The sequence below is a fragment of the Streptomyces sp. NPDC086077 genome, assembly GCF_040686175.1.
Taxonomy (GTDB): Bacteria; Actinomycetota; Actinomycetes; order Streptomycetales; family Streptomycetaceae; genus Streptomyces.
This window is the reverse complement of record NZ_JBFBJT010000046.1, coordinates 1-25,417: the sequence shown is the minus strand read 5'-3', so window position 1 is coordinate 25,417 and position 25,417 is coordinate 1. Positions and strand designations below refer to the sequence as shown.

General features: G+C 72.8%; 28 protein-coding genes and 1 pseudogene. 17 read left to right on the top strand and 12 right to left on the bottom strand.

Translation table 11 applies throughout. From position 1 onward, the window contains the following. Window positions 1-39: 39 nt before the first annotated feature. The 9 genes from dhaK to AB0O67_RS15930 all read right to left on the bottom strand — a co-directional run bounded on the left by dhaK (window position 40) and on the right by AB0O67_RS15930 (window position 7,280). Complete coding sequence (dhaK, locus tag AB0O67_RS15970) at window positions 40-1,032, bottom strand: dihydroxyacetone kinase subunit DhaK (RefSeq protein WP_365450319.1); 993 nt, start codon at window positions 1,030-1,032, stop codon at window positions 40-42. Window positions 1,033-1,100: 68 nt separating this feature from the next. Next, on the bottom strand, window positions 1,101-1,751 hold the full coding sequence (locus AB0O67_RS15965; RefSeq protein ID WP_365450316.1) for a hypothetical protein: 651 nt from the start codon (window positions 1,749-1,751) through the stop codon (window positions 1,101-1,103). Between the two features lie 100 nt (window positions 1,752-1,851). Next, on the bottom strand, window positions 1,852-3,450 hold the full coding sequence (locus tag AB0O67_RS15960; protein WP_365450314.1) for a polyamine aminopropyltransferase: 1,599 nt from the start codon (window positions 3,448-3,450) through the stop codon (window positions 1,852-1,854). A 10-nt stretch (window positions 3,451-3,460) separates the two neighbouring features. Beyond that, window positions 3,461-3,898: a DUF350 domain-containing protein gene (locus tag AB0O67_RS15955; RefSeq protein ID WP_365450312.1), complete on the bottom strand. Its 438-nt coding sequence runs from the start codon at window positions 3,896-3,898 to the stop codon at window positions 3,461-3,463. A 79-nt stretch (window positions 3,899-3,977) separates the two neighbouring features. Then, window positions 3,978-4,379, bottom strand: a complete 402-nt coding sequence (locus AB0O67_RS15950; RefSeq protein WP_365450311.1) for a DUF4247 domain-containing protein — start codon at window positions 4,377-4,379, stop codon at window positions 3,978-3,980. Beyond that, on the bottom strand, window positions 4,376-4,870 hold the full coding sequence (locus AB0O67_RS15945) for a DUF2617 family protein (protein ID WP_365450309.1): 495 nt from the start codon (window positions 4,868-4,870) through the stop codon (window positions 4,376-4,378). The genes AB0O67_RS15950 and AB0O67_RS15945 overlap by 4 nt, the downstream gene beginning before the upstream one ends. Window positions 4,871-5,694: 824 nt before the next feature. Further along, window positions 5,695-6,300, bottom strand: a complete 606-nt coding sequence (locus AB0O67_RS15940; protein WP_365450307.1) for a hypothetical protein — start codon at window positions 6,298-6,300, stop codon at window positions 5,695-5,697. Window positions 6,301-6,439: 139 nt separating this feature from the next. Continuing rightward, window positions 6,440-6,904, bottom strand: coding sequence for an SRPBCC family protein (locus AB0O67_RS15935; protein ID WP_365450305.1), 465 nt, complete (start codon window positions 6,902-6,904; stop codon window positions 6,440-6,442). Between the two features lie 133 nt (window positions 6,905-7,037). Beyond that, on the bottom strand, window positions 7,038-7,280 hold the full coding sequence (locus tag AB0O67_RS15930) for a DUF6411 family protein (protein ID WP_365450303.1): 243 nt from the start codon (window positions 7,278-7,280) through the stop codon (window positions 7,038-7,040). 224 nt (window positions 7,281-7,504) lie between these two features. Between AB0O67_RS15930 and AB0O67_RS15925 the strand changes: the two genes are divergently transcribed. Continuing rightward, the gene (locus AB0O67_RS15925; protein ID WP_365450301.1) at window positions 7,505-7,795 is read left to right on the top strand and encodes a zinc-ribbon domain-containing protein; all 291 of its coding nucleotides are present in this window, start codon (window positions 7,505-7,507) and stop codon (window positions 7,793-7,795) included. Between the two features lie 14 nt (window positions 7,796-7,809). Here the strand turns inward: AB0O67_RS15925 and AB0O67_RS15920 are convergent, their stop codons facing one another. Further along, the gene (locus AB0O67_RS15920; RefSeq protein ID WP_365450299.1) at window positions 7,810-8,202 is read right to left on the bottom strand and encodes a nuclear transport factor 2 family protein; all 393 of its coding nucleotides are present in this window, start codon (window positions 8,200-8,202) and stop codon (window positions 7,810-7,812) included. Between the two features lie 145 nt (window positions 8,203-8,347). On the opposite strand from AB0O67_RS15920, the gene AB0O67_RS15915 reads away from it, so the two are divergent. The 6 genes and pseudogenes from AB0O67_RS15915 (at window position 8,348) to AB0O67_RS15890 (ending at window position 13,852) form a co-directional block, all read left to right on the top strand. Continuing rightward, window positions 8,348-8,911 carry a PadR family transcriptional regulator gene (locus AB0O67_RS15915; protein ID WP_365450296.1) on the top strand — a complete coding sequence of 188 codons (564 nt, stop codon included), beginning with the start codon at window positions 8,348-8,350 and terminating at the stop codon, window positions 8,909-8,911. A 374-nt stretch (window positions 8,912-9,285) separates the two neighbouring features. Further along, window positions 9,286-9,741: a hypothetical protein gene (locus AB0O67_RS15910; RefSeq protein ID WP_365450293.1), complete on the top strand. Its 456-nt coding sequence runs from the start codon at window positions 9,286-9,288 to the stop codon at window positions 9,739-9,741. Between the two features lie 18 nt (window positions 9,742-9,759). Next, on the top strand, window positions 9,760-10,026 hold the full coding sequence (locus AB0O67_RS15905; RefSeq protein WP_365450291.1) for a hypothetical protein: 267 nt from the start codon (window positions 9,760-9,762) through the stop codon (window positions 10,024-10,026). Between the two features lie 127 nt (window positions 10,027-10,153). After that, window positions 10,154-12,824, top strand: a pseudogene (locus AB0O67_RS15900) (LuxR C-terminal-related transcriptional regulator). A gap of 192 nt (window positions 12,825-13,016) precedes the next feature. Next, on the top strand, window positions 13,017-13,538 hold the full coding sequence (locus tag AB0O67_RS15895; protein WP_365450289.1) for a hypothetical protein: 522 nt from the start codon (window positions 13,017-13,019) through the stop codon (window positions 13,536-13,538). A gap of 116 nt (window positions 13,539-13,654) precedes the next feature. Further along, window positions 13,655-13,852, top strand: a complete 198-nt coding sequence (locus AB0O67_RS15890) for a hypothetical protein (protein WP_365450287.1) — start codon at window positions 13,655-13,657, stop codon at window positions 13,850-13,852. Between the two features lie 3 nt (window positions 13,853-13,855). Here AB0O67_RS15890 and AB0O67_RS15885 read toward each other — a convergent pair whose 3' ends face one another. Both AB0O67_RS15885 and AB0O67_RS15880 read right to left on the bottom strand, forming a co-directional pair. Further along, the gene (locus tag AB0O67_RS15885) at window positions 13,856-15,265 is read right to left on the bottom strand and encodes a DUF2252 domain-containing protein (protein WP_365450285.1); all 1,410 of its coding nucleotides are present in this window, start codon (window positions 15,263-15,265) and stop codon (window positions 13,856-13,858) included. Further along, the gene (locus AB0O67_RS15880; RefSeq protein WP_365450283.1) at window positions 15,262-15,810 is read right to left on the bottom strand and encodes a potassium channel family protein; all 549 of its coding nucleotides are present in this window, start codon (window positions 15,808-15,810) and stop codon (window positions 15,262-15,264) included. The genes AB0O67_RS15885 and AB0O67_RS15880 overlap by 4 nt, the downstream gene beginning before the upstream one ends. Before the next feature lie 202 nt (window positions 15,811-16,012). On the opposite strand from AB0O67_RS15880, the gene AB0O67_RS15875 reads away from it, so the two are divergent. From AB0O67_RS15875 to AB0O67_RS15830, 10 genes are all read left to right on the top strand, one after another. Next, on the top strand, window positions 16,013-16,672 hold the full coding sequence (locus tag AB0O67_RS15875) for a DUF308 domain-containing protein (RefSeq protein WP_365450281.1): 660 nt from the start codon (window positions 16,013-16,015) through the stop codon (window positions 16,670-16,672). A gap of 12 nt (window positions 16,673-16,684) precedes the next feature. After that, complete coding sequence (locus AB0O67_RS15870; protein WP_365450279.1) at window positions 16,685-18,019, top strand: hypothetical protein; 1,335 nt, start codon at window positions 16,685-16,687, stop codon at window positions 18,017-18,019. Window positions 18,020-18,128: 109 nt separating this feature from the next. Further along, complete coding sequence (locus AB0O67_RS15865; RefSeq protein WP_365450276.1) at window positions 18,129-18,593, top strand: SHOCT domain-containing protein; 465 nt, start codon at window positions 18,129-18,131, stop codon at window positions 18,591-18,593. A gap of 46 nt (window positions 18,594-18,639) precedes the next feature. Beyond that, window positions 18,640-19,104, top strand: coding sequence for a hypothetical protein (locus AB0O67_RS15860; RefSeq protein WP_365450274.1), 465 nt, complete (start codon window positions 18,640-18,642; stop codon window positions 19,102-19,104). A 322-nt stretch (window positions 19,105-19,426) separates the two neighbouring features. Further along, a complete protein-coding gene (locus tag AB0O67_RS15855; protein ID WP_365450272.1) occupies window positions 19,427-20,395 on the top strand; it encodes an alpha-L-glutamate ligase in 969 nt (322 codons plus the stop codon). 70 nt (window positions 20,396-20,465) lie between these two features. After that, the gene (locus AB0O67_RS15850; RefSeq protein ID WP_365450270.1) at window positions 20,466-20,870 is read left to right on the top strand and encodes a luciferase family protein; all 405 of its coding nucleotides are present in this window, start codon (window positions 20,466-20,468) and stop codon (window positions 20,868-20,870) included. 146 nt (window positions 20,871-21,016) lie between these two features. Beyond that, on the top strand, window positions 21,017-23,386 hold the full coding sequence (locus tag AB0O67_RS15845) for a glycosyl hydrolase family 65 protein (RefSeq protein ID WP_365450268.1): 2,370 nt from the start codon (window positions 21,017-21,019) through the stop codon (window positions 23,384-23,386). A gap of 141 nt (window positions 23,387-23,527) precedes the next feature. Further along, window positions 23,528-24,418, top strand: coding sequence for an NAD(P)-dependent oxidoreductase (locus AB0O67_RS15840; RefSeq protein ID WP_365450265.1), 891 nt, complete (start codon window positions 23,528-23,530; stop codon window positions 24,416-24,418). Window positions 24,419-24,491: 73 nt separating this feature from the next. Continuing rightward, window positions 24,492-24,899, top strand: coding sequence for a PPOX class F420-dependent oxidoreductase (locus tag AB0O67_RS15835; protein WP_365450263.1), 408 nt, complete (start codon window positions 24,492-24,494; stop codon window positions 24,897-24,899). A 26-nt stretch (window positions 24,900-24,925) separates the two neighbouring features. Continuing rightward, window positions 24,926-25,381 (top strand): RpiB/LacA/LacB family sugar-phosphate isomerase, encoded by a 456-nt coding sequence (locus AB0O67_RS15830; protein ID WP_365450261.1) that lies wholly within the window; start codon window positions 24,926-24,928, stop codon window positions 25,379-25,381. Window positions 25,382-25,417 lie beyond the last annotated feature (36 nt).

The window sequence follows — 25,417 nt, the reverse complement described above, 5'->3', positions numbered from 1 at the left end:
TGGGTCTCCTTGCGTGGTAGGTACCTTGATCGTCCCGGCTCACATGCCCCAGCGCAGCCCCGGCGTGCTCACCGGCGCGTCCCACAGGCGCAGCAGCTCCTCGTCGACCTGGCACAGGGTGACGGAGGCGCCCGCCATGTCGAGGGAGGTCACGTAGTTGCCGACGAGGGTGCGGGCGACGGCGACACCGCGGCCGGCGAGCACCCGCTGCACCTCGGCGCTGAAGCCGTACAGCTCCAGCAGGGGCGTCGCCCCCATGCCGTTGACCAGGACCAGCACCGGATCGCGGGGGTCGAGGTCCTCCAGTACGGCGTGCACCGCGAAGTCGGCGATCTCGCGCGAGGTCATCATCGCCCGCCGCTCCCGGCCGGGCTCGCCGTGGATGCCGATGCCCAACTCCAGCTCCCCCGGCGGCAGATCGAAGGTGGGCGAGCCCTTGGCGGGCGTGGTGACGGCGCTCAGCGCCACGCCGAAGCTGCGCGAGCCGTCGTTGACCTGCCGCGCGATCGACTCGACCCGCTCCAGCGGCTGCCCCTCGTCGGCGGCGGCGCCGGCGATCTTCTCGACGAACAGTGTGGCGCCGGTGCCCCGCCGCCCGGCGGTGTAGAGGCTGTCGGTGACGGCCACGTCGTCGTTGACCAGCACCTTGGCGATCTGGATGCCCTCGTCGTCGGCGAGTTCGGCGGCCATGTCGAAGTTGAGCACGTCACCGGTGTAGTTCTTCACGACGAACAGCACCCCGGCCCCGCTGTCGACGGCCGCTGCCGCCCGCAGCATCTGGTCGGGCACGGGTGACGTGAAGACCTCGCCGGGGCAGGCGGCCGAGAGCATGCCCGGGCCCACGAATCCGCCGTGCAGCGGCTCGTGCCCGGAGCCGCCGCCGGAGACGAGCCCGACCTTCCCCTGGACGGGCGCGTCCCGCCGCACGATCACCCGGTTCTCGACATCGACGGTCAATTCCGGATGGGCCGCCGCCATACCCCGCAGCGCGTCCGCGACGACGGTCTCGGGGACGTTGATGAGCATCTTCATGGCCGTGCCTCCTGCTGAAACGGTCGGGAGCACCTCTGTCGGCAGTATCGGCCCTGTGACAGCGAAGGTCACGTGCGCATGGCCACTGTCGTGGTGACGCGTACGACGCACGGCCTTCTGGGGGTCGAGCCGAACCCGAAACGTACGGGGGGTGCCACCCGGGCGAGCGAGCCGAGGTCATCGCCCTCGTAGGTGGCGGCGGCGGTGGTGATCCTGCGCAGGTCCTGGGCGCCGTACCACTCACGTCGGCCGTCGCGGGCGCTGCCACGTGTGCGCAGGCCCAGCAGCCGGGCGGGCGGTGCCATGGCCGCGGCCCAGGCCGGACGGGCCGCGAGGGAGGCGGGCACGGCGCCGAGCAGGTGTCCCAGGGGACCTCGCCGCCCGGTGGTGAAACGCAGGTGCAGCGCCGCCGCCGTCACGCTCCACTCGGCCCCGGCGACCTGCACACGGACCGGGACGACCTGGACGTCGTCGAAGGTGTAGGTGGCGGCGACGAACCGCGCGATCTCCGGGGAGGGCGCCAGCAGGATTCGGGGCCCGTCCGGACGTTCGAGCATCACGTCGCTGAACGGCCCGAACGGGGACCCGGGCCAGTGCCCGAGCACCACCCGGGTGCCGGACGAGGTCCCGAGCCCCGCGATCCAGCCGTCGAAGCGCAGCCGTACCCGCCGTGTGGGCCCGGCCCTCGGGCGCGCCGGAGCCTGACCGCCGCCGTCCATGCGCCACCTCCCGGCACGCCGAGTACCCGCGCCCACGCGGACCGCTCGGCGGCAGCCGTCCGACCCCGAGTTCCGGCACTGGGGGCGGTCGTCGGGCCGATCAGTAGTTCTGCCACTCGTGCCGTGTGTACTCCAGCACCGCGGGATCCATCAGGGTGCTCGCCCGGACGTCCTGGGGGCGGCGGTCGACCGGGAAGACGGAGGCGGCCTGCAGCACGGCGTCGTCCAGGAACCGCAGCCGTGGCGTGTCCCTGGCGAGTTCCAGCGCCGGTGCCGGCCCGTCGGGGCCGGGGGTGGCGAGGACGTAACCCCAGTTGCCGAAGCTGGGCACGTCGACCTGGTACTCGGTGGTGCGGTACCCGGCCTTCTCGACGGTGGTGGCGATGGACCAGTACGACTTGGGGGCGAAGAACGGGGACCCGCCCTGCACCACCACCCGGCTGTCGGGCTTCAGCGCGTGCCGTAGCAGGTGGTAGAACTCTACGCTGTAGAGCTTGGCCAGCGCCGCGGTGTCCGGGTCCGGGAAGTCGATGACCACCGCGTCATGGCGCCGGCCGGCGTCGCGCAGCCAGTTGAAGGCGTCGGCGTGGACGACGGTGACACGGTGGTCGGCGAACGCGCCGCCGTTGAGGTCGGACAGCGGCCCGAAGGTGCGGGCGAGCCGGGTCATCGCCGGGTCGAGGTCGACCAGAGTGACCTCCTCGACGTCCTTGTAGCGCAGCACCTCGCGCAGGGCGAGACCGTCGCCGCCGCCGAGGATCAGGACCGAGGAGCGCCTCCCCGACAGCGCCGGATGGACGAGCGCCTCGTGGTAGCGGTACTCGTCGACGGACGAGAACTGCAGGTCCCCGTTGAGGAACAGCCGTGTGTCGGCACGGCCCGTGAACGCGGTGGACCGGGTGATGACGATGTCCTGGTACGGCGTCGTCTCGGCGTGGATGATCGGGTCCCGGTACAGCTGCTGACGTGCCGTCACCTCGATGTCGTCGGCCAGCACGTAGACCGTGCCGAGCACGGCGAGCACGGCGCCGGCCCCGGCCAGGAGCGCCAGGCGCACGGCGCGCCGGGTCTCCCGGCGGAAGATCCACAGCACCACCACGACCCCGGCCACGGCGTTCACCGCGCCCACCACCAGGGCTCCCCTGAGCTGCCCGAAGGTGGGCAGGAGCAGCAGCGGGAAGCACAGTCCGCCGACGAGCGCCCCCACGTAGTCGGCGGCGAACATGTCGGCGACCGCGCTGCCCGCCTCCTGCCGTCTGATCCGCTGGAGCAGTGTCATCAGCAGCGGGATCTCCGCCCCGATGAGCAGGCCGACGACGAACGACACGGTCACCATCGCCGGCATGTAGATCCGCAGCCAGGCGAATGTTACGTACAGGACGAGCACGGACAGGCCGCCGACGAGCGCCAGCGCGCCCTCCAGCAGGGCGAAGGCCCCGACCGCGCGCCGCTGCAGGGGCTTGGCGGCCAGGGAGCCGATCCCCATGGCGAAGACCATGACGGAGATGACCACGGAGGTCTGCGTCACGGAGTTGCCGATGAGGTAACTGCCCAGCGCGGTCAGCGCCAGTTCGTAGACCAGACCGCAGGCGGCACAGACGAACACCGCGAGCAGGAGCAGGAAACGCGCCGCCCGCGAGTGCCCCGAGGGCGCGGGCGCGACAGCCGGATCGGCGCGATCCAGGGCGGTGGTACTCACGGTGCCGGATTCAGGAGACCGCTGCGCCGACCATGAAGGCCGTACCGATGTACATGGCCGTCTGGACCCAGGCGGCGGGATGCGGGCGCCCGTCCTGGTCGTCCAGGACGGTGTGGCCGAGGCGCCCCGGCGTCAGCAGCCCGACCACGCACGCGATCAGGGTCATCACGACGACGCCTGCCAGGCCGTACAGCAGGGTGCTGAAGAGGCCGTACCCGAGGCCCTGTTCGGACTCGCTGGCCCGGATGGACTGGTCGATGACGAGGCCGATCGCCACCGTCTGGCCGGCGAGGAGGACCGCCGCTCCCCGGTTGCGCTCCGTCCACACCACATGGACCAGCTTGCCGGGGGTGACGAGGTCGAGGGCGATGAACCCGACCGCCATCACCACGAAGCCGACCAGACCGTAGAGCAGGGCAGTGCCTGCGGACTCGAAGATCTCTGCCACGGGGTGCCTTTCGAGGACTGCGGATAGGTGTACTGCGGTGGCTTGTGGTGCGTGCGGTGGTGGCGGTCGGTGCGGCGGCTCACTTGCCGGAGCCGGGGCCTCCGCCACGGAACGAGTCGCTGTCGGGATCCGGCCACACCGAGCTCAGGTGCGGCCGCCAGCGGTGGTAGCCGCTGCGGTAGTCGTCCATCTCGATCCGGCTGCCGCCCCGGTAGGGGCTGACGGCGACGATGTCGTCCCGGTAGCGCAGGAAGACCATGGAGCCGCTGGTGGTGCGGTCCTGGGCCGAGGTGTGCTTGTCTATCTCGCCCGCGACGGTGGTCACCGGGTCGGTCCTGTCGACGTACCCCCCGCCGCCTGCCCGGTACTCGTTGCGGATCCAGCTCGACGGCACGGCGTTGCCGCCGGAGCCGCCGTCGGAACAGGCGGCGAGCGCCGCGGTGGCGAGGATCAGGACGCCGAGGCGTCGGGCGGTCTTCAACGGACCTCCAGCCGGGTGTGCGTCGCCACGATCGTGCGGCTCTGCGGATACGTGTGCCAGGTGCGCCAGGTCGGTCCAGTGCCGTGCCACTCGACGGTCAGCGCGGTGACCGCTTCCGGGGTGCCGGGGAAGATCCCGCACAGCGCGTGCGGATGTGCCTCCGTCCGGTCGCGGATGCTCGCCACCCGCGAGCCGAACGCGCCCGCGGGAAAGCGCGTAACGCGGGCGCCGAAGTGGTAGTTCCAGCCGTCGGCCTCGTGCTCCGCCGTGTCCGGCAGGCCCCCCTCGACGCCGGGCAGACAGGCCACGGTCTCCGCGACCGGCCCCGCGAAGACCTGGTGCGAGGCCCCCAGCAGCCTGAGCTGCACATCGAGTCCCCCGACCGTCAGGTCCCGCACCGCGAGCGCGGGGTACGGGGGATGGCCGAGCGCGAACGACAACTGGTCGGCGTCGGTGTCGAGATACGGCGCGGCCAGGGCTATGCCGCTCATCCGGCACAGCCCCGGCACTTGACCCACGCCCCCGCGACGGAGCGCGCACACCGCAACCTCAACGAACTTCCCCCGAGTTGGACCATGCAGAATGCCGCCGAGTATGACACACGCGTAGTCGGCCGCGAGGTGGGGTCGGGGGAGCGGCGACGGGGCCGTGGCCGCGCTCCGTCGGGTGGTCAGGCCGGCAGGGGGTTCCTGCCCGCCGCCCGCCGGCCGACGCCGGCCGTCCCCGTGCTCTGAAGGACCGCGCTGGTGTGCAAGAGGACGTCGGGCCCGCCGCGGTGACCGGTGAAACAGGCGCGGTCACCGAAGAAGGCGAGGCTCGTGCGGTGGAAGGTCCATTTGTCGCGGAGGGCGGGACCACTCTCTCCTCGACGAAGGTGATGCCAGGACGGCCGGCCGCGTCGACGGTGTCGCCGCTGACGGTGACGCCGGGAAGGGTGGCGGCCCCGCGGTGCGGGGCGGCCGCGGTGGGCGGCGGGACGACCGTCTCGCGGAGCAGGTCGCCGATCGCGTCGAAGAGGCGTGGTCGACGCTCTCGTCGTCCGCCGGGGTCACCTGGTCCCTCGGCAGCGTCACCAGCGCGTCAGGGTCCGTCAGGAGGCCGGCGAGCCAGGCGTACGTGGGCCGGTCCACACCCGGGCCCTGGGCGCCACCTCCGACCTCGATCGGGAGGTACTGGCCCGGCATGATCGCGCCTGGCCCGGTCTCCCGGAGCGTGCCCAGACGGCACGCGCACGGCACTGGCGAAGCTCGCCCGGGTCATGGAGTCGGGCGAGCTTCATCCGGGCTGAGGGACCTGTGGCGGCGAGCCGCCGGTCTCAGCGTGTCCCGGTCCAGTTGTGCGCCACGTCCACCACGACGCGGTCGCTCAGCACCAGCACCCGGAAGGGCAGCCGCGCCCGCAGTCCGAGGCCGATCTGGGTGTCACCCTCGAAGCTGCCGGCGAACCGGGCGTCCCGGAAGGTGCGGTAACCGGTGAGGTCCACGCCCGGCAGGGGGCGGCCCGCGCGGGCCGGGTACGTCGGCGCGCCGGTCTCGGGGTCGTAGGCGGGTGCGGTGACCCGTACCTCGAGGATCGCTCCGCCGGCCACCGGTATGACGGTGCCCGATCCGTCCTGGTGGAGCCGGTCGACGTAGCCGACCCAGTAGCCGAGCCCGCTGGTGCCCGCGCCGGGGACGTCGACGACCATCCGGTCGTAGCAGGCCTGACGGCCGGTCCTGACGTTCGTCACCGACTCCGTCGTGCCGGCCGCTCGGGACTCGACCGTGCTGCCCCAGCCGGTCGGGCACGCCGTCGCCGCCGCGCGGGCCGCCGGGGCGGCCTGGGCCGGGGTGACCGCCACCGCCGACGTCGCGCCGACCAGTGCGAGCGTCACCCACACCGTCCCCTTCGTGGTCCTCTTCACAGTCCCTTTTCGCGCCATTGCATCCCCCAAGGTGTGGATGTTTCCGATATCTCCTATGACACCCGGGACCGCAGGAAGGTTGCACAGGCGAAGACCCCCGAGGGTGCCCGCGCACGACAGGGGCCGGGCTCGCTCTCGGGGGTCGGGCCGGGTGGGGTCAGGAGGGACCGGGCTTGACGCGCCCGCGCCAGGCTCCGCTCTCACCACCGCGGTGCTCCATGTAGTCCTTGAAGCGTCGCATGTCGCCCTTCACGCGCCGGTCGATGACCCCGGCCATGTCCGCGGCCTTCTCCACGGCGCCCGTGGGCTCGATGTCCATCACCAGTTCCACGCGGGTGTGCGAGTCGTCCACGCGCTGGAACCGGACGGTGCCCTTCTGGTGGGTGTCACCCGACGTGGTGCGCCACGTGATCCGCTCGTCGGCGAGCTGGTCGACGATCTCGGTGTCGAACTCCCGGCGTACTCCGCCGATCTTGGTGACCCAGTGGTTGTGGGTGTCGTCGAGCTGCCTGATCTCCTCGACGCCCTCCATGAAGTTGGGGAACTCCTCGAACTGCGTCCACTGGTTGTAGGCGGTGTGCAGGGGGACCTCGACCTCGACTGCTTCCTTGACCGTGCTCATGTCCGACCTCCTTGGCGATCGTGTGCGACAGGCCACCGGCCTGCCGTGCGGATCTCGGCACGTGCGGCGAGTACCCGATCTGGCCGGGTTGACAGCACCGGCCGGGACATCGCCGTGTTCGGCTGCCTTCGGGTCAGAACGGCATACGGCCACGCGCCCGGCGGCCCGCCGAACCGCTCCGGCCGAGTGCCCGGGAACTGGACCGGAAAGGCTTGCTGAAGAGCCGGCCCAGCACGCCGGGCGCCTTCGACCCGGCACGCGACCCGAAACCGAGGGTGCGTTGTGCGCCGTTCTGCGGATGCCTGGACAGACGGGGAAGGAGGAAGGCGAGGACGACGAGCACCAAGCAGGCGATTATCACGCCGACGATCATCATGAGACTCCCTGGTCACGGTTGCGGATACCGGAACCGCATTCCCCGGTCCACCATGAACACGCACCGTGTCCCGAGGGTCAGGACCGTGCCGCCGGACTCGCGACCGCCGTCCGCACCGCCATTTGGCCCAGTGCGCCGGTGTGTACGAGGCTGGGTCCCATGAGCGCTCCGCGCCGCTCGCCGGCTCGCCGCCGGCAGTCGCCGCCCCGGGAAGGAACGACCGAATGATCATCTTCGGCACCAAGGGATACCTGTACCAAATCGCGATATTGACGCTGCTGTGCGGACAGTGCGGCAATCCCGCCGCGCACACCCTGAGGAAGCGCGTCACGAAGTTCACGTTGTTCTTCGTGCCGCTGTTCCCGTTCTCGACCAAGTACGCGACCCAGTGCACGTTCTGCGGTGCGGAACAGCGCGTGACCAAGGAGCAGGCGGAGCAGTTGCAGGCGCAGGCGGCGGGCGGGCAGGGCGGTCAGCCGTACGGGCAGCCGCAGCAGCAGCCGTACCAGCCCTGAGGCCGGACTCCGCGTCAGGTCCCGGCCGCCTCCCGGGCGATGGCGTCGAAGCGGGCGCCCATGGCCTCGGCCAGGGCGTTGGCGGCCGACAGCGGGCGGACCATGACCATGAGTTCCTCGATCCTCCCGGCCTCGTCCACGCGCAGGAAGTCACAGCCCTGGAGCTGCTTCCCGCCGACCGTCGCGGTGAAGACGAGAGCGTGGTCGCGGGCGCCGGGGGCGCCGATCTCCCGCTCGTAGGCGAAGTCCTCGAAGACCTCGGCGACGGCGCGCAGGATAGCCGCGGTGATGGCCTTGCCAATGTACGGCTTGAAGGCGACAGGGCTGGTGAAGACGACGTCGTCGGCCAGCAGGGTCGCCACGGCGTCCATGTCCTTGCGTTCGACCGCCTGACGGAAGGGGTGCATAGGGCTCACCTCGGGCACTCGGGTAGCCGACGGAATAGTCAACGAATTGAATAGGTGGCTGCGAGGCTACGGGTGCGCCGACCGGCTTGTCCAGGGTCCGTGTGGTCAACTCTTTGACTAGTCAACGCGGTGCTAGCTTGGCGAGATGGCATTGCGCAACGCGGTGATGGCCGCGCTTCTGGAGGGCGAGGCGTCCGGGTACGACCTCGCGAAGGGGTTCGACGCGTCCGTCGCCAACTTCTGGATGGCCACGCCTCAGCAGCTCTACCGGGAGCTGGAACGCATGGAGAGCGAGGGTCTCGTCGCCGCCCGGGTGGTGGAGCAGGAGCGGCGCCCCAACAAGCGGCTCTTCTCCCTCACCGAGGCCGGCCTCGCCGCCGTCCGGGCGTACGTCGCCGAGCCCCCCGCGCGCCCGACCGCGATCCGGGACGAGCTGCTGGTCAAGGTGCAGTGCGCGGACGTCGGCGACCTGGACGCCGTGCGCGTGGCGATCACCGAGCGCCGGGAGTGGGCCGCCGCCAAGCTCGCCCGCTACGAACGGACCCGGGAGCGGCTCCTGGACGGGCGCACGGAGGACGAGTACTTCGCGCGGGCCGAGCGGATCGGGCCGTATCTCACACTGCTGCGCGGCATGTCCTTCGAGCGGGAGAACCTGCGCTGGAGCGAGCTGGCGCTGCGGCGGCTGGAGCAGCGCGCCGCGGCGCGTTGAGCCGAGGGGTTCGGCATCGCCGCGAGGGGAACCCGGCCCGGCACATGGTGTCGAGGGCTCCGGCCGGACGGCGAGGGAACGCGATGGGGCGGCGGCTGGACCGGATCGCCGCGTCCCAGGGCGCCCGAACCCCGTACGGGCGCGACGGTGACCGCCCGGAGCGGGTGGACACGCGCCCGGCCGAAGGCGTCGGGCACCGCCCGCGCCCGGCGCCGGTGCCGCACTTCCACCGGGACGCGCCGGCAATACCGTCCGGGACGGGCGGATCGCCGGCGTGCGGGGGGCCGAATGCCCCCACGCCTGCCACCCCTGCCCCTTCACGCGGCGGCGGTGGCCGGCGAGGACGCACAACGGGAAGGGACGGAAGACCGCTGATGAGGATCGGCCTGGCACTGCGCGAACTGCACGACGCCGAGGTGGAGCTGGTGCGCACCCTGCTGCGGACGGCGGAGCACCACAGGTCCGCCCAGGACGTCCACCACCTCGCCCTCGACCTGGCCGCCTGGTCCCGCCGCCATCTGCGCGAACTGGCCGCCGTCGGCGGACGCTACGGCGTCGACCTCGTCCAGGACCAGGAGCCCGCGCACGGGCGGCACGCCCAGGACGGCAAGCCGGACGCGGGCCTGCTCCTGCTGCGCGACCTGCGTGAGGTCCACGTCCGGGCGTCGGAGGTCTCCCTCGACTGGGAGCTGGTCGCCCAGGCGGCCCAGGCGAGCGCCGACGGCCGGCTGCTGGACCTCGTACGGCAGTGTCACCCCGACACCCTGCGCCAGCTGCGCTGGGCGAACGCCCACCTCAAGGACAACGCGCCGCAGGTGCTGGGCGGTTGAGACGCCCGCCCACCGCTGGTGCACCCGGTCCACCGGGATGTCGACGACCAGGGGAGTGCGCGGTGCGAAGCTCAGCGGCACGCCGTCCTCCGGGGTGACGACGCGGCGGTTCATACCGGCCGGCGTCTCCCGGATGCCCGGGACGTCCACGGGTGGCACGTCCGGCGGCGGCACCACAGGCGGCACCGGCACGACGACCACCTGGAGGAGAACGTCGCCGCGGCCGAGCTCGACCTGCCGCCGGCCCACCTCGCCCGGCTGGACGCCATGAGCGCACCGGGCTGAACGGCACGAGCGGCCCGGCCTGGCGCAGGCGCGCGGGTCACCGGCCCGGCTGGGCATGCGGGTGCGTGCGAACGCTGGGATCATGAAGGGGCTAGCGCTGCCCCCGACCACCTGACGAACGACGGTGGTGAGCGCCGTGACGGTGAGGAACGACAACGACGAGGAGCCGGCGTCCTGGCGCGTCGATCCGGCGGGAGTGCCGTATCTGCGCACCCGGCTGGCCCCGCCCGCGAGGCCCGCCACGTTCTTGCGCCGGGGGCGCCTGACGAGGAGCCTCGACCAGGCCTTGTCGGCGCCGCTGACCATGGTCAACGGGGCGGCGGGCGGAGGGAAGACCCTCCTGGTGGCCGACTGGGCCGCCGGCCTCGGACACCCCGTTGCCTGGCTGACCTGCGACGCCGCCGACCGGGCTCCCGGCGTCTTCTGGGCGTACGTACTGGAGGCGCTGCACGGCGCCGGCATGCCGGTGACCTCAGAGGTCGGCAGCCCGGCGGAGGCCAGGAGCGTGGACGGCGGGCTGCTGGCCCGCCTCGCCGCCGGACTCGCCGACCGGGACGGCCCGGTGGTGCTCGTCCTCGACGAGTACGACCGCGTGACCACCCGCGAGGTCGCGGAGCAGTTGCGCTTCGTCCTCGACCACGCCGGCCGCGGGCTCCGGCTGGTCCTCGTCACCCGCGCCGAGCCACTGCTGCCGCTGCACCGTTATCGCGCGTCGGGCCGGATGGCGGAGATCCGGAACGCGGATCTCGCCTTCACCCCCGAGGAGGCCGCAGAACTGCTGACGCTGCACGGGCTGTCCCTGCCCCCGAGCGCGGTGCGGGCGCTGGTGGGGCGCACCCAGGGCTGGGCCGCGGGTCTGCGGCTGTGCGCGCTGGCCGCCGGGCAGAGCCCGGATCCGGAGACGTATCTCAAGGAGTTCGAGGCCGGTCGCAGCACGGTGGCGGACTTCTTGCTGGCCGAGGTGCTGGAACAGCAGCCCGCCGAGACACAGGACCTGCTGCTGCGGTCCGCGGTCCTCGACCGGTTCTGCCCCGACCTGGTGAACGCGTTGACGCTGCGGACCGACGCGGAACCCCAGCTGGCGGCGCTGCACCGCGAGAACGCGTTCCTCCAGCAACTGGGCCGGTCCTGGTACTGCCTGCACCCTCTGTTCGCGGAGATCCTCAGGGCTCATCTGCGGGAACGGGCGCCGGGGCTGGAGCCGGAACTGCGCCGCCGCGCGGCGCGCTGGCTCCGGGGGGGCGGGGGCCCTGCCGGAAGCGCTCGCCCAGGGCGCCGCCGCGGACGACTGGGAGTTCACCACCCGGGCCCTGGTGGACGACCTGGCGATCGGGCAGCTCTTCACCGGCCTGCGCTCGCAGAATCTCACCGACCTGTTCGGGCGGATGAGCCCGGAGGCGGCTGGTCCGGCGGCGGACCTCGTCCGCGCGGCCCGCGAGCTGGCCCACGGCGATCTCCGGCACGGTCTGCTCCACCTGGACCAGGCGGGACAGGCCCTGGACCGGGACGACCTGGACGCGGGCGCGGCCCGGCTGAGCTGCGCCCTGCTGGAGGTCCTGGCCGCGCGGCTGACCGGCTCACCGCCCAGAGCGGAACGGGCGGTGCGGGCGGCCGAAGCGGCCGGACAGGACGTTCCCGCGCGGCTTCTGGACGCGCATCCCGAGTTCACCGCGCTGCTGCTGACGCACCTCGGCTCCGCCAGGCTGTGGGCCGGCCGGTTCGACGCCGCGCGCGCCGCCCTGAACGCCGTCGCCGGGTGCCCGGGCGGAGCGTTGACGGCGCCGGCCCGCCTGGAAGCGTCGAACCATCTCGCGCTGATCGACTACCTCACGGGCCGGCACGGCCGGGCGGAGCGCAAGGCACAGGCCGCGGCGGCCGAGGCGGAACGCCACGGCCTGCCCAAGGAGGCCGGCTCCGGCATCGGCCGGCTGGTCCTGGCCGCCGTGGCCGTCGACCGCGACGAACTGGGCAGAGCCGAGGCGCTCCTCAAGGAGGCCGGCGACTCCGACCGCGGATCTCGCGATCCGGTGACGGAGGCGGGCCACGCCGTCATCCGGGGTCGTCTGCTGCTGGCCAGGGGAGACGCGCGGGCCGCACGGGAGACGGCGCAGGCCGCCGTCCCCGCCGCCGTGGCCTCGCCCTGGGCCGAGGAGCAGGTCGCCCTGATCGCCTCCGCCGCCCACCTGGCCGAGGGACGCCCCGAGTCGGCTCTGCGGGATCTGGAACGCGCCTCGGGGCGCCGGACGGTCTGCGTCGTCGAGAGGGCACGCGCACATCTCGCGGCGGGCCGACCCGACGAGGCCCGGTCGCTTCTGGACAACCTGCCGGGCGACGACCGGCCCGGTCCGGCGGTGACCGTGCGGGCGACCCTGGTGCGGGCCCAGACCGCCCACCAGGCGGGGGACACCGGCACCGCCCGGCGCCTGGTCGCCCGTGCACTCCTCGACGCCCGGCGCGAGCAGCTGCGGAGGCCGTTCCTGGAGGCCGGCCCCTGGATCCGCCCCCTGCTCAGCGCGGACCCGCTGCGCGAGCTGACCTGTGGCTGGCTGACCCCGGGCCCCCGCTCCGGGCCCTCCACGCGAAAGGTGCCCGCGGCGCTCGTCGTCGAGGAGCTGAGCGCTCGCGAGCGCGACGTGCTGCGACGACTGGCCCGGATGATGTCGACGGAGGAGATCGCCGCGGACCTCCGGGTCTCGGTGAACACGGTGAAGACCCACCTCAAGAGCGCCTACCGCAAGCTCGGGGTCAACCGGCGCGGCGACGCGGTGCGCCGGGCCCGCGAACTGCGGCTGCTGTGAACTCGAGGACCGGCCGAGCGCCCTCCCCCGCTCCACCTCGCCCGTGGAGGGTGAGGCGCCCGTCCTCACCGACTGCTGCGATGAACCCGTGAAGCACTGGCGTGCGCTGATCGTCCTCGGTACGGCACAGTTCCTGATGGTGCTGGACACCTCCGCCCGGACCGGGGGGCCGGAGCCGGAACGGAGCCCTTGATGTCCGGGACCCATCACAGCCCCGACCGGGCCGGGAATGCGGCCGAGCGGCGGGCGCACGCCGACTACACGGGCGGTGTCTACGGATCGATGCTCGCCGCCTCCGTGGTGGTCGGCGCCGGCACCCTCGGCTCGTTCCCCAGGGTGGAGCTCGTGGTGCTTCTGCTGCTCACGGGCGTGGTGTTCTGGATCGCCCACGTGTACGCCCAGTTGTTCGGGGCGCGTCTGGCGCAGCAGCGCCTTGACCGCCGGGTGATCCGGCACGTCTGCCGTGACGAGTGGCCGATCGTCAAGGCCGCCGTCCCACCCGCCGCGGCGGTGGCGGTCAGCCCGCTGCTGGGCCTGGACGAGCAGGGCGCCGTGTGGCTGTCGCTCGGTGTCGCCGTGGCCGGGCAGGTGGGCTGGTCGGTGGCGGCGGCGCTCCGGACCGGTGCGAGCACGCGCCTGGTGGCCGGGGCCGCGCTGGTGAACCTGGTGATCGGCATGCTGATCGTCACGTTCAAGCTCGTGGTGACTCACTGATCCCGGTGGTTCGCCGGGTCACCTGTACGGGGTGAGGCCGCACGGGACCCAGGGGGTGGACGATCACAGGGTGGCCGCAACCGGCCCGGTGGAAGTCGCCCGCGGGAGAGCAGCCCATGCGCTATGAGTTCCGCGTCGACGGCGAGGTGTCGCAGACGCTGACAGAAGCCTTCCCCGAACTGGAGCACGTGGTGATGTCCGGCCAGACGGTCCTCTACGGGCCGATCCTGGACGAGGCGCACCTGTACGGGCTGCTGACCCGCTTCCAGTCGCTGGGGCTGACCGTGCTGGAGATGCGCCGGCTGGCGGAATGAGGCTCAGGCGTCCTCGGCCGTGACACGGCCGGACCGGGCGGCGGCCCGCAGCTCCTCGAAGTCCCGTTCGTTGCGGTCGGCGTAGGACCGGGCGAACTCGGCGAGCGCGCGGTCGAAGCGGTCACTGCCGCCCAGGTAGGCGGCGATGGCGACGGGATCCCCCGAACGCGCGTGGGCACGTGCGAGCGCGCCCCCGCACAGCCCCCCGAAGACCGCCAGCAGGGCCGGGTCCATGGTGTCCGGACGCGCGATCCCCTTCCAGTCACGCAGCTGGCGCACGTAGAAGTCCCGGCCCTGTCCGTCGAGGCTGATCGTGTGCGTCCACCCGAGGAAGATGTCGCTGGACGTCTGGATGAGGCGCTGCCCGGCCACGACCCGTCGGCCCTGGTTGTCGTACGGCCGGCCGCCCGTGTACGGGGCGAGCACCGACTCGGAGGCCTCCTTCGCCTGGAGCACCAGGGGGTCGTCGTCGTCCCGGCCGAGCAGGAGCGCGATCCAGCACCGGGTGCCGACACTGCCGACCCCCACCACCTTGCGGGCCAGGTCCACCAGCCGGTAGTGGCGCAGCAGGTGCCGGCGCTCGGAGGACAGACTGCGGGCGTACGCGTCCAGCAGCGCGCTCAGCTCATGGGCCTGGGCCGCCTCGCCCGTGCCGGGCGCCAGGTCGCGCAGGGGCGTGATGAGCGGCGGGTCCGGTGTGATGCGCCGGCCCTGTGCCGTGGCCCGGGTGAGCTGCTCGAAGGCCTGGAGGTGGGTGCGCGTACGCGCCTTGGCCGTGACCCGGGCGGTGCGCCGCCGGGCCTCCCTGCCCAGCGGCGCGTCCAGCAGCGCGCGCAGATGCTCGACGTCGTCCTGCGCATACCAGACGTCCAGCGTCCCCATGCCGGCGAACGCACGCATCCGCTTGCGGTACGCCCGGACGCAGGCGGCCACCGCGCGATTCTGTTCACGGTCGGAGAACCCGTTGGCCCGCGCGGCGATCACGAGGCTCGCCGCCAGGCGTTTCACATCCCATTCGAACGGCCCGGCCAGGGTCTCGTCGAAGTCGTTGATGTCGAAGACCAGATGCCGCTCGGGCGAGGCGAGCAGCCGGAAGTTCAGCAGGTGGGCGTCTCCGCACAGCTGCACGATCAGCCCGGTGTTCGGCAGCGGCCCGAGGTCCATGGCCATGATCGCCGCCGCGCCGCGGTAGAAGCGGAACGGGGATTCGAGCATGCGGCCGTACCGGACCGGCACCAGTTCCGGGACCCGGGTGGCGGACTGCTGCTCCAGGACACCGACCGGATCGGGGCGTTGCCGATCCGCCTCGAACCAGCCGTGGCACGAACGCGAGGCGCGGGTGCGTGCCCTTCTGCCGGCCGCGGCCCGCTCGGCCACGGTCGGGGGAGCGGACGACGAGGTCGGTACGGTCACGGTCGTTCTCCTCCCGCGTTGTCCGGCGCGCGGTCGCGCCGCTGCTGGAGCCCGGCCTGCACCGCGCCCGCCAGCACCCGCGCGGCGACGCCCACCAGCAGCAGCCCGCCCGCCATCTGCAGCATCGTCAGCACGCGGCCGGCCTGGGAGCGGGCGGTGATGTCGCCGTAGCCCACGGTGGCGAACGTGGTCAGGGCGAAGTACAGGGCGTCCGTCTTGGTCAGCGGCTCGCTGAAGGCGGCCGGATAGGTGCGGCCCAGCAGGTAGTAGGCGCTGGCGAAGAGCAGCAGGAACAGCGGCACGGTGGCGGACAGCGCCTCCACGGCCTTCAGGCGTGGATGCGGCGAGCGCATGATCGTGCCGACCTCCCAGGAGAAGACCACCACGACCGCCAGCAGGCCGCCCACGAGCCACGCCACGCTCCCCCCGCCGACGCCGTCCATGGGCAGCAGGAAGTAGGCGGTCACCAGACCGGCCGCGATGACGGTCCCCCGCACGAACGCCAGGACCGTCACCCGCCGATCGGGACGCGACGGCTTGCTCATCCTCGCTCCGTTCCGCCGCGAACCGGTGCAGCGTTCCGCAACCACTCCACCGCCACGGCGCCGCCCTCGGATCACCCGTCGTGGGTGATCCGAGTGACGGCGGCGGGCGTGACGCTGGCCCGGTGGGCACGACAGATGGGCATCGCACCCCGTTCCGTCGGCGGTTCGGAAGCGCCCCGGCCGGACCGCGCGAGGAGGAGCCATGGCCGATCCGCGTGGTCCGGTGCCACAGGCACCGGGACCATCGACCGACAGGACGGATACCGCCCCGCCGGGAAGCGGCCCCGCGGAACTGCTGGAGCAACTGGGCGGCTCCTGGACGTGGCTGCTGGGCTCGGCGCTGGCGACGCTGGTGCCGGGGATCATCGTCCTGGTCTGGCCGGACGGGACGCTGCACGTCCTGGCCGTCGTCATCGGACTGTATCTGCTGGTGATCGGGGCTTTCCGGTTCGTCGCCGTGTTCGCCCAGGAGCGCGGCGAGCGGCTGCCCGGGCTGCTGCTCGCGGTGCTGTACGTGCTGGCCGGGGTGCTGTGCCTGTGGAACCCGCTGCAGACGACCGCCGCGCTGTCGCTGATAGTCGGGATCGTCTGGCTCGTGACCGGCATGCTGACCGCCTACCTGGCCCTCGCCACCAAGGCCCTGCCGCATCGTGGCGTCGTCCTCGCCGCCGGGGCGCTCGGTGTCGTCGCGGGCGTCGTCGTGCTGGCCCTGCCGACCGAGTCCGCCGTCGCCCTGACCCGGCTGCTCGGGCTCTGGCTGGTGCTGCTCGGACTGGTCGAGCTGGCCGTGGCCTTCGCCTGGCGGGCCGCGCTGCGCAGGGCGGGCGCGGACCACCGCGCGGACCCGCCGACGGCGGCGTGAGGAGGAGGTCCCATGGTCCAGCCCCCCGCACCCTCACCTTCCGGCGGCGACGCGGAGAACCGGGTCACGCTGACCGCCGAGGAGCAGGCCGAGTACCGCCGGCTCCGGCGTGCCGCCGGCGTGCGCCACCGCAGGACGCGCTACGCCGGTGCGTCGGTCCTGCTCCTGTTCGCCCTGCTGCTGGCCCCGCTGGCCGTGGTCGCGGCATGGGTGGACAGCGAGGTCTCCGACACCGACCGGTATGTGCAGACCGTGGCGCCGCTCGGCTCGGATCCGGCCGTGCAGTCGGCCGTCACCGACCGGCTGACCGACCGTGTGGTGGCCGAGGTGAACGTCGAAGCCGTGACGCAGTGGCTGGGCAAGGCGCTCTCGGACGCCGGGGCACCGCCCGCCGTCACGGACCGCACCGGGGCGCTGACCGGACCACTGCGCGCCGCCGTCACCGACGCCGTGCACCGGGTCGTGAACCGCGTGATCACCAGCGACGTCTTCGAGCAGGCGTGGGTCGCCGCCAACCGGCGCGCCCACACGGCGGTGGAGAACGTCCTCACCGGCAGTCAGGCCGGGGCCGTGCGCGCCGAGCAGGACAAGGTCGTCCTGGACCTCGGGACCGTGACCGACGAAATCAAGAAGCGGCTCGTCGACGCGGGCTTCGAGAGGGCCTCGGCCATCCCCGCCCCGGACCGGCAGATCACCCTGTTCGAGGCCGACAAACTGCCCCAGGCGCAGGCCGGCCTGCGGCTGCTGGACATTGTCGGACTGTGGCTGCCCGTGCTCACCGTCGTGCTCGCCGCCCTGGCCGTGTGGACGGCCCCGGCACACCGGGTGATGCTGCTGGTCACGGCCGTCGGCGTGGCCGTGATGATGGTGGTCCTGCTGGTCGCGCTGGCCGTCGTGCGCCGCGTCTACCTCGACGCCGTGCCCGCCTCCACGCTGCCGGCCGACGCCGCCCAGGCGATTTACGACACCATCGTCCGCTTCCTGCGCGACAGCACGCGCACCCTGCTCGTCGTCGCCGTGATCACGGCGCTCGCCGCCTACCTGTACGGGCCGGGGCGCGCGGCCCGTGGGGTGCGCCACCTGGTGGCGCGCGGCACCACCGCGACCGGCCACGCGCTGCGGCACCGGGGACTGCGCACCGGCGCGGCCGGGCAGTGGCTGGAAACCCACCGTTCCTGGACCACCGGCATCGTCGTCGCGGGCGGTGTCCTCGCCCTCGTCCTCTGGAACCACCCCACGGTCGGCGCCGTGGCGCTGGTCCTCGGCCTGGTCCTCCTGGTCCTGGTCGTCCTCGCGGTGCTCGCCGCGGCCGGCGGCCCGGGCAGGAGCGCGCCCCGGGCGCCCTGAGCCCCGCGCGCCGACTCACCCCCGCCGGGTGAGGCCGCCCCGCGCCGCCGCGCGCACTCTGGATCAGCGGGCGACGCCCGTCGTGCCCGGCTCCGAACGGAGATGAGGGATGAGCACTCAGATCTACCTCGCCTACGACTATCCGCTGCTGAGCATGTTCTGGACCCTGCTCTGGTTCTTCCTGTGGATCATGTGGTTCATCCTGCTCTTCCGCATCATCGGCGACATCTTCCGCGACGACGGCCTCAGCGGCTGGGGCAAGACCGGCTGGCTGGTGCTCGTCATCGTGCTGCCGTTCGTCGGCGTGTTCATCTACCTCATCGCCCGCGGCAAGGGCATGGGGGGCAGGGAGATCAAGCACGCCCGGGCGCAGCAGCAGGCCTTCGACTCCTACATCCGTGAGACGGCGGGCGGCGGCGGTCGTGGCACGAGCGCCGACGAACTCGCCAAGCTGTCCGAGATCCGCGCCCGCGGTGACATCACGGACGAGGAGTTCCGCCGCGCCAAGGAGCTCGTCCTGGCCGACTACGGGCCGCCCGCCGGAACCGGCACCGGCACTGAGCCCCGGCAGTGAGCAGCACACGACAACACGACGGCACGACAGGAAGACGAGGCAGAACATGACCGCTGCCACACACACGCCAGGCGCACATACGCCAGGCACGCACCCGGCGCGGCACGAGTGGGCCGCGGGCCTGATGGTCTTCGGCGCCATCCTGCTGATGCTCGCCGGAATACTGGCCGTCTTCCGCGGCGTCATGGCGATCGCCCAGGACGACGTCTTCGTCACCACGCCGAGCTACGTCTTCCGGTTCGACCTCACCGGTTGGGGCTGGATCCACCTCGTCCTCGGCGCGGTCGCCGTGGTCATCAGCGTCGGCCTGTTCCAGGCGGCCACGTGGGCGCGGGTCGGCGGCGTGGTGATCGCCGGGCTCATCGTCATCGCCAACTTCCTCTCGCTGCCGTACTCCCCGGTGTGGTCGGTCCTGATGATCGCGTTCTCCGGGTTCGTCATCTGGGCGCTGTGCGTCGCCCGGAAGGAAGACTTCGGCGACCCGCTCGACCGCGCGCCGCGTGACGTGTGAGGCCGGAGGGAACCCCCACCGGCGCGAACCCCCGACTCGGTGCCCGGCAGCGGCGGTTGGCGCGGCCGCAGGGCGCACGCGCAGGGGCGGACGGCGCAGACAGCGGAGCAGGCGGCGGGCATGTGTGCGCCCTGTTGTGCGGTTCCGCCCTGCGCCTACAGTGTGGCGCCCCGGTCCGCGCCGGGTGTTCGGCACGCGCGGCCCCCGCAGCGAGGGCCGCCGACGACCGCCCGCGCGACCGGGACCACCCCGTGAGTTCGCTCGGACCGCGCGACCGAGTGTGCGCGGCACCCGTGCGCGTCGAGAACCACTGGAGGCCGCCGTGTCCCGCCCGTGCATCGCCCTGATCACCGACCCCACCTCGCCCGAGGGCTGCGCCGAGTACCTCAGCCGCGCGGTGGAACTCCTCACCGGTGCCGCCCCGGTCCCCATCGACTCCCGGCACTTCGCGACCGGCGGCACCGGGCGCGGCCTCCCGGCCGGGGACGGCTTACGGCTGCACGTCCCCGACGAGCAGCTCGACCTCGTGCCCGACATCATCGTGCTCTACGAGATCCCCCCGCACCGCCGCCACGAACTCGTGGCCTTCCAGCGCCTCCTGGAACACCACGACGTGGTGACCCTCGGCACCGGCGTCGCCGCCTGGCGGACCGCCACCGAGAAGGACCTCACCGTGGAGCGCTTCCGGCGTGACGGCATCGCCCACATGGAGACCGTCGTGCTGTCCCGGCCCGGCGTGCCCGAGGCGCTCGCCGCCTTCGACAAGCTGGGACGGGACACCTGGGCCAGGCCCGTCGTGGGCACCGGCGGCGGCGACACCTTCCACCTCACCACCGAGGACGGGGTGGAGCGGGCCACCGCCTTCTACGCCGACCGCGGCACCGACTGGCTGCTGTCGCGGGACGCGGGCAACATCACCGCCGACGGCTCACGCCACCAGTTCCGGGTCTTCGTCCTGGGCGGCCGGGTCATCCACGCCCGCGAGCACCTCCAGCCCGAGCCCGACACCCCCTGCAACACCTGCCAGGGCGCCACCGCCCTGCCCATCGCCCCGCCCGACCTCCCGCCGCGCCTCGCCGAGCTGGCCGTCGCGGCCACCGCGTCGGTCGGGCTGCCCTTCGCCGGGGTCGACCTCGCCATCGAGAACGGCGGGGTCGTCTTCGAGGTGAACGTCCAGCCCGCCTTCATCGACGGCGAGGTCGAGACGGCGGCCGTGCCGTACGTCCAGGCCCACCTGAACGCCCTGGCGGCGGCCCGCAGGGCGCGTCCGGCTCGGCGGCTGCCCGCGTGAGATCCTCACGCCTGGGTTACGAAGTGTCCAACCACTGGTATCCGTGCGGTGATGCGGTGACGATGGAGACATGACTCTGGCCCAGCGCGCCCTGGAGCAACTGGAATCCTGGCCCGACCTCACGGTGGGACCGGCCAGTTGTGGCACGGGGCGGGCAGTTCGCTCCACCCGCAGCGAGATCGCCCACTTCCACACGGCCCACGACGTGGACCTCAACCTCACGAGCCGGGCCGTCGGGCGGTTCGCCCAGGACCTCACCGTCTCCACCGCGATCCGGCTGGTGCCCGGCTCCCGGTGGGTGACCGTCCACCTCGACTGCGACACGGACGTCGACCTGCTGCTGAGCCTGGTGAGCGTCGCCCTGCACGCCCAGGACCAGCCCCCGGGCGAGCCCGCCCCGTCCGCCGGCTGCAACTTCCACCGGGTCACGGTGCTGCGCCGCGACCCGGCCGGCGTGGCACAACCGGCCTCCTAGGCACCGGGGCCCCTTCGGCGCGGTTCCCGCTCGTCACCGGCGTGGGCCGCGCACCAGGGCAGTGCCTCGGGGAGACACTGCTTCCGCACGGTGCCGAGACAGCCGTACCCCGTCTCGGCGCCGCCCGCTGCGGGAGGAGCACCGAGGTGACGGGCTGGACGTGGGAGTACGAGGGCTACGAGCCGGCCGACGAGCGGCTGCGTGAGTCGCTGTGCACACTCGGCAACGGCTACTTCGCCACCCGCGGAGCACTCCCGGAGTGTTCCGCCGACGATGTGCACTACCCAGGGACCTATGTGGCCGGCTGCTACAACCGGCTCAGCTCCGACGTGGCCGGCCGCAGGGTCGAGAACGAGGACATGGTCAACCTGCCCAACTGGCTGCAACTGCGCTTCCGGCTGCGCGGCCGGCCCTGGCTCACCCCGGACACCGCCCCCGTCCTCGAACACCGCATGGTGCTGCACCTGTCCTCGGGGGTGCTGGAGCGGCTGACCCGCTTCGGCCTCGGCAACGGACGGGCCCTGACGGTGCGCCAGCAGCGGCTGGTGCACATGGGCGACCCGCATCTGGCGGCACTGCGCACCGAGTTCACCGCCGACGGCTTCTCCGGCGAGCTGCACGTCGAGGCCGGCCTCGACGGTGGCGTACGCAACGCCGGAGTCGCCCGCTACCGGGACCTGGACGGCCGGCACCTCACCCACGAGCACGCGGGCATCGCCGAGCACGACACGGTGTGGCTGCGCTGCCGCACCCGCACCTCCGACATCCGCGTCGGCATGGCGTCCCGCCTCACCGCGGACGCGCCCGTCACCGTCCGGCACGCCCGTCCGCGCACCACCCAGCGGATCCGGCTGCACCTGGTGCCCGGCCGCACCGCCACCGTCGACAAGACCGTCGCCCTGCACACCTCGCGCGACCCGGCGATCAGCGACCCGCTGTACGCCGCCGTGGCCCGGGTCGGCCGTGCCCCCGGCTTCGACGACCTGCTGCGCGGCCACCGCACCGCCTGGTCCCAGTTGTGGCGCCGCGCCGACCTCGACGTCGGCGGCGAGGCCGGCGGCGTCCTGCGGCTGCACCTGTTCCACGTGCTCCAGACGCTCTCCCCGCACACCGCCGACCTCGACGTCGGCGTCCCCGCGCGCGGACTGCACGGCGAGGCCTACCGCGGCCATGTCTTCTGGGACGAGCTGTTCGTCCTGCCCTTCCTCAACCTGCACTTCCCCGAGGTCTCCCGGGCCCTGCTGCGCTACCGCCACCGCCGCCTCGAACAGGCCTGCACCGCCGCTCTGAACGCCGGCCGCCGGGGCGCGATGTACCCCTGGCAGAGCGGCAGCGACGGCCGTGAGGAGACCCAGCAGCTGCACCTCAACCCGCGCTCGGGCCGCTGGCTGCCGGACCACTCCCGGCTCCAGCACCATGTCGGCTCGGCGATCGCGTACAACGTGTGGCAGTACTGCGAGACCAGCGGCGACATCGAGTTCCGGCACACCAAGGCCGCCGAGATGCTGCTCCAGATCGCCCGCTTCTGGGCCGACGCGGCACGCTACGACAGGGCTCTCGGCCGGTACCGCATCCTGGGTGTGGTCGGCCCCGACGAGTACCACGACGCCTACCCCGGCGCCGAGAAGCCCGGCCTGGACGACAACGCCTACACCAACGTCACCGCCTCCTGGGTGCTCACCCGCACGCTCGAGCTGCTGAGCGGCCTGCCCGAGCCACGACGCCGCGAACTCGCCGAGCGCACCGGTCTGGACGACGCCGAACTCGACCAGTGGGAGGAGGTCTCCCGCGCCCTGCACGTGCCCTTCCACGAGGGCGTCATCAGCCAGTTCGAAGGCTTCGGCGCCCTCGCCGAGCTCGACTGGCACCGGTACCGCGAGGAGTACGGCGACATCCGCCGGCTGGACCGGATCCTGGAGGCCGAGGGCGACACGGTCAACCGCTACCAGGCGTCCAAGCAGGCCGACGTGCTGATGCTCGGCTACCTGTTCTCACCGGCCGAACTGCAGGCGGTGTTCGCACGGTTGGGGCTGCGACTGGACGAGGAGACCTGGCGGCGCACCGTCGACTACTACCTCCACCGCACCAGTCACGGCTCCACCCTCAGCGGCTTGGTGCACGGCTGGATCCTCACCCGGGCCCGGCGCGCCGAGGCCTGGCAGTTCGTGCAGGAGGCCCTGCGCGGCGACATCGCCGACGTGCAGGGCGGCACCACCGGCGAGGGCATCCACCTCGGCGCCATGGCCGGCACCCTCGACCTCGTCCAGCGCGGCCTGACCGGCCTGGAGACCCGCGAGGGCGCCTTGTGGCTGAACCCGGTTCCGCTGCCGGAGCTGTCGTCCTACGGCTTCTCCCTGCGGTACCACGGCAACTGGGGCGTCCGCGTCCGCCTGCGCCACGGCCGTCTGGAGATCACCGTGCCGTCGTCCGACGCCACCGCTGTCGACGTACGCCTGCCGGACCGGGCGGTGCGCCTGGAGCCGGGGGAGACGGGGCGGCTGGTGCTGCCCGAGTGACCGCAGTGAGACAGCCACAGCCATGTGGCACCCCGGCCCCGCGGGGTACCCGGCCACATGCGACGTGACCGCGGGGTGGCACCTTCGGGTACCCCGGCCCCAGCAGGGCACCGATCACCGCACCGACAGGGAAGTTGACGCATGACCGACACACTCACCGTGAGCGTCCTGGGCACCGGCATCATGGGCGCCGCGATGGCCCGGAACATCGCCGGGGCAGGACACACCGTCCGCGCCTGGAACCGCAGTCGCGCCAAGGCCGAACCGCTCGCCGCCGTCGGCGCGCACGTCGCCGGCACCCCCGCGGAAGCCGTCGAGGGCGCCGACGTCGTCCTCACCATCCTGTACGACGGGGCCACCGCCCTCGACGTGATGCGCCAGGCCGCCCCCGCCCTGCGCGCCGGCACCGCCTGGGCACAGTCGACGACCGCGGGCCTGGAGTCCGTCACCGAACTGGCAGCCTTCGCGCGGGAGCACGGTCTGGTCTTCTACGACGCCCCCGTCCTCGGCACCCGTCAGCCCGCCGAGGACGGCGCGCTGCTGGTGCTCGCCGCCGGTCCCGGCCAGGGCCGGGAAGCGGTGACGCCGGTCTTCGACGCGGTCGGCGCCCGCACGGTGTGGACGGGGGAGGACGGCGCCGCCGGCACCGCGACCCGGCTGAAGCTGGTCGCCAACAGCTGGGTTCTCGCCGCCACCAACGCGGCCGGCGAGACGCTCGCCCTGGCCCGGGCGCTCGGGGTGGACCCCCAGCACTTCTTCGACGCCATCGCCGGCGGCCCGCTCGACATGGGCTACCTGCGCGTCAAGAGCGCGATGATCCTCGACGGGAGGCTGTCCCCGCCCCAGTTCGCGGTGACCACGGCCGCCAAGGACGCCCGCCTGATCGTCGAGGCGGGGGAGCGCAACGGCGTGCGGCTCGATGTGGCCGCCGCCGGAGCGCGGCGGCTGGCCCGCGCCGCCGAGCAGGGCCACGGCGACGAGGACATGGCCGCCGCGTACTTCGCCAGCTTCGACGAGACGCCCCCCGCCTGACCGCCCCCGCGCCACCTCCAGCCCGACTCCGTCACCTGCGATCGAGGAGAGAGAGCCGTATGTCCAAGCCCCGTTGCCGCCCGAGGCCCACGCCCTGCTGGCCCGCGCCAACCCCTGCGTGATGGCCACCCTGCGTTCCGACGGCACGCCCGTCTCCACGCCCACCTGGTACCTGTGGGAGGACGGGCGGGTGCTGATCAATCTCGACGAGGGCCGGGTCCGGCTGAAGCACCTGCGGCGCGACCCGCGTGTCACGCTCACGGTCCTGGACTCGGACGACTGGTACACCCATGTCACCCTCGTCGGGCGCGTCAGCGAGACGTACGAGGACGAGGCGCTGGCCGACATCGACCGGCTCTCCCGGCGCTACAGCGGCAAGGCCTACCCGGACCGGGTGCGGGGCCGGGTCAGCGCCTGGATCGAGGTCGAGCGCTGGCACGGCTGGGGGGCGCTGAAGGACAGCGACCAGGCCTCCACCTGAGCCGGCCCTGACGTAGGCTCCGAGACATGCGGATCTCCGTTTCCTCGGACATGGACGAGCCCGTCGCCCGGCTGCTCGTCACGGAACTGCGTGACCGTGGGCACGAGGTGCTTACCCACGGTGCGCTGCGCCCCGGCGACGACCCGCAGTGGGCGGCGTGCTCGTCGGCGGCCGCCCGCGACGTGGCCGACGGGACGTCGGCGATGGCCGTGGTGTGCTGCTGGACCGGGACCGGCGCGTCCATCGCGGCGAACAAGGTGCCGGGCGTGCGGGCGGCGCTGTGCGGGGACGCCTACTCGGCCGAGGGCGCCCGCCGGTGGAACGACGCCAACGTCCTGGCGCTGAGCCTGCGGCTGATCTCCGGGCCGGTGCTGAAGGAGATCCTGGACGCCTGGTTCGCCGGAGAACTCAGCGAGGACGCCGAGGACCGGGGGAACGTGGCCCGCGTCGAGCAGCTGGACGACATTCGGGCCCTGCCCTGACGCGTCTCGGCGGTCGCGAGGCCAGTGCCTCGCGAC

What these genes read in the sequence shown, in the direction of transcription:
- dhaK (WP_365450319.1), bottom strand. Translation starts at nt 1,032, where the DNA reads ATGAAGATGCTCATCAACGTCCCCGAGACCGTCGTCGCGGACGCGCTG.
- AB0O67_RS15965 (WP_365450316.1), bottom strand. Translation starts at nt 1,751, where the DNA reads ATGGACGGCGGCGGTCAGGCTCCGGCGCGCCCGAGGGCCGGGCCCACA.
- AB0O67_RS15945 (WP_365450309.1), bottom strand. Translation starts at nt 4,870, where the DNA reads ATGAGCGGCATAGCCCTGGCCGCGCCGTATCTCGACACCGACGCCGAC.
- AB0O67_RS15940 (WP_365450307.1), bottom strand. Translation starts at nt 6,300, where the DNA reads ATGGCGCGAAAAGGGACTGTGAAGAGGACCACGAAGGGGACGGTGTGG.
- AB0O67_RS15935 (WP_365450305.1), bottom strand. Translation starts at nt 6,904, where the DNA reads ATGAGCACGGTCAAGGAAGCAGTCGAGGTCGAGGTCCCCCTGCACACC.
- AB0O67_RS15930 (WP_365450303.1), bottom strand. Translation starts at nt 7,280, where the DNA reads ATGATGATCGTCGGCGTGATAATCGCCTGCTTGGTGCTCGTCGTCCTC.
- AB0O67_RS15925 (WP_365450301.1), top strand. Translation starts at nt 7,505, where the DNA reads ATGATCATCTTCGGCACCAAGGGATACCTGTACCAAATCGCGATATTG.
- AB0O67_RS15920 (WP_365450299.1), bottom strand. Translation starts at nt 8,202, where the DNA reads ATGCACCCCTTCCGTCAGGCGGTCGAACGCAAGGACATGGACGCCGTG.
- AB0O67_RS15915 (WP_365450296.1), top strand. Translation starts at nt 8,348, where the DNA reads ATGGCATTGCGCAACGCGGTGATGGCCGCGCTTCTGGAGGGCGAGGCG.
- AB0O67_RS15910 (WP_365450293.1), top strand. Translation starts at nt 9,286, where the DNA reads ATGAGGATCGGCCTGGCACTGCGCGAACTGCACGACGCCGAGGTGGAG.
- AB0O67_RS15895 (WP_365450289.1), top strand. Translation starts at nt 13,017, where the DNA reads ATGTCCGGGACCCATCACAGCCCCGACCGGGCCGGGAATGCGGCCGAG.
- AB0O67_RS15890 (WP_365450287.1), top strand. Translation starts at nt 13,655, where the DNA reads ATGCGCTATGAGTTCCGCGTCGACGGCGAGGTGTCGCAGACGCTGACA.
- AB0O67_RS15880 (WP_365450283.1), bottom strand. Translation starts at nt 15,810, where the DNA reads ATGAGCAAGCCGTCGCGTCCCGATCGGCGGGTGACGGTCCTGGCGTTC.
- AB0O67_RS15875 (WP_365450281.1), top strand. Translation starts at nt 16,013, where the DNA reads ATGGCCGATCCGCGTGGTCCGGTGCCACAGGCACCGGGACCATCGACC.
- AB0O67_RS15870 (WP_365450279.1), top strand. Translation starts at nt 16,685, where the DNA reads ATGGTCCAGCCCCCCGCACCCTCACCTTCCGGCGGCGACGCGGAGAAC.
- AB0O67_RS15865 (WP_365450276.1), top strand. Translation starts at nt 18,129, where the DNA reads ATGAGCACTCAGATCTACCTCGCCTACGACTATCCGCTGCTGAGCATG.
- AB0O67_RS15860 (WP_365450274.1), top strand. Translation starts at nt 18,640, where the DNA reads ATGACCGCTGCCACACACACGCCAGGCGCACATACGCCAGGCACGCAC.
- AB0O67_RS15850 (WP_365450270.1), top strand. Translation starts at nt 20,466, where the DNA reads ATGACTCTGGCCCAGCGCGCCCTGGAGCAACTGGAATCCTGGCCCGAC.
- AB0O67_RS15840 (WP_365450265.1), top strand. Translation starts at nt 23,528, where the DNA reads ATGACCGACACACTCACCGTGAGCGTCCTGGGCACCGGCATCATGGGC.
- AB0O67_RS15830 (WP_365450261.1), top strand. Translation starts at nt 24,926, where the DNA reads ATGCGGATCTCCGTTTCCTCGGACATGGACGAGCCCGTCGCCCGGCTG.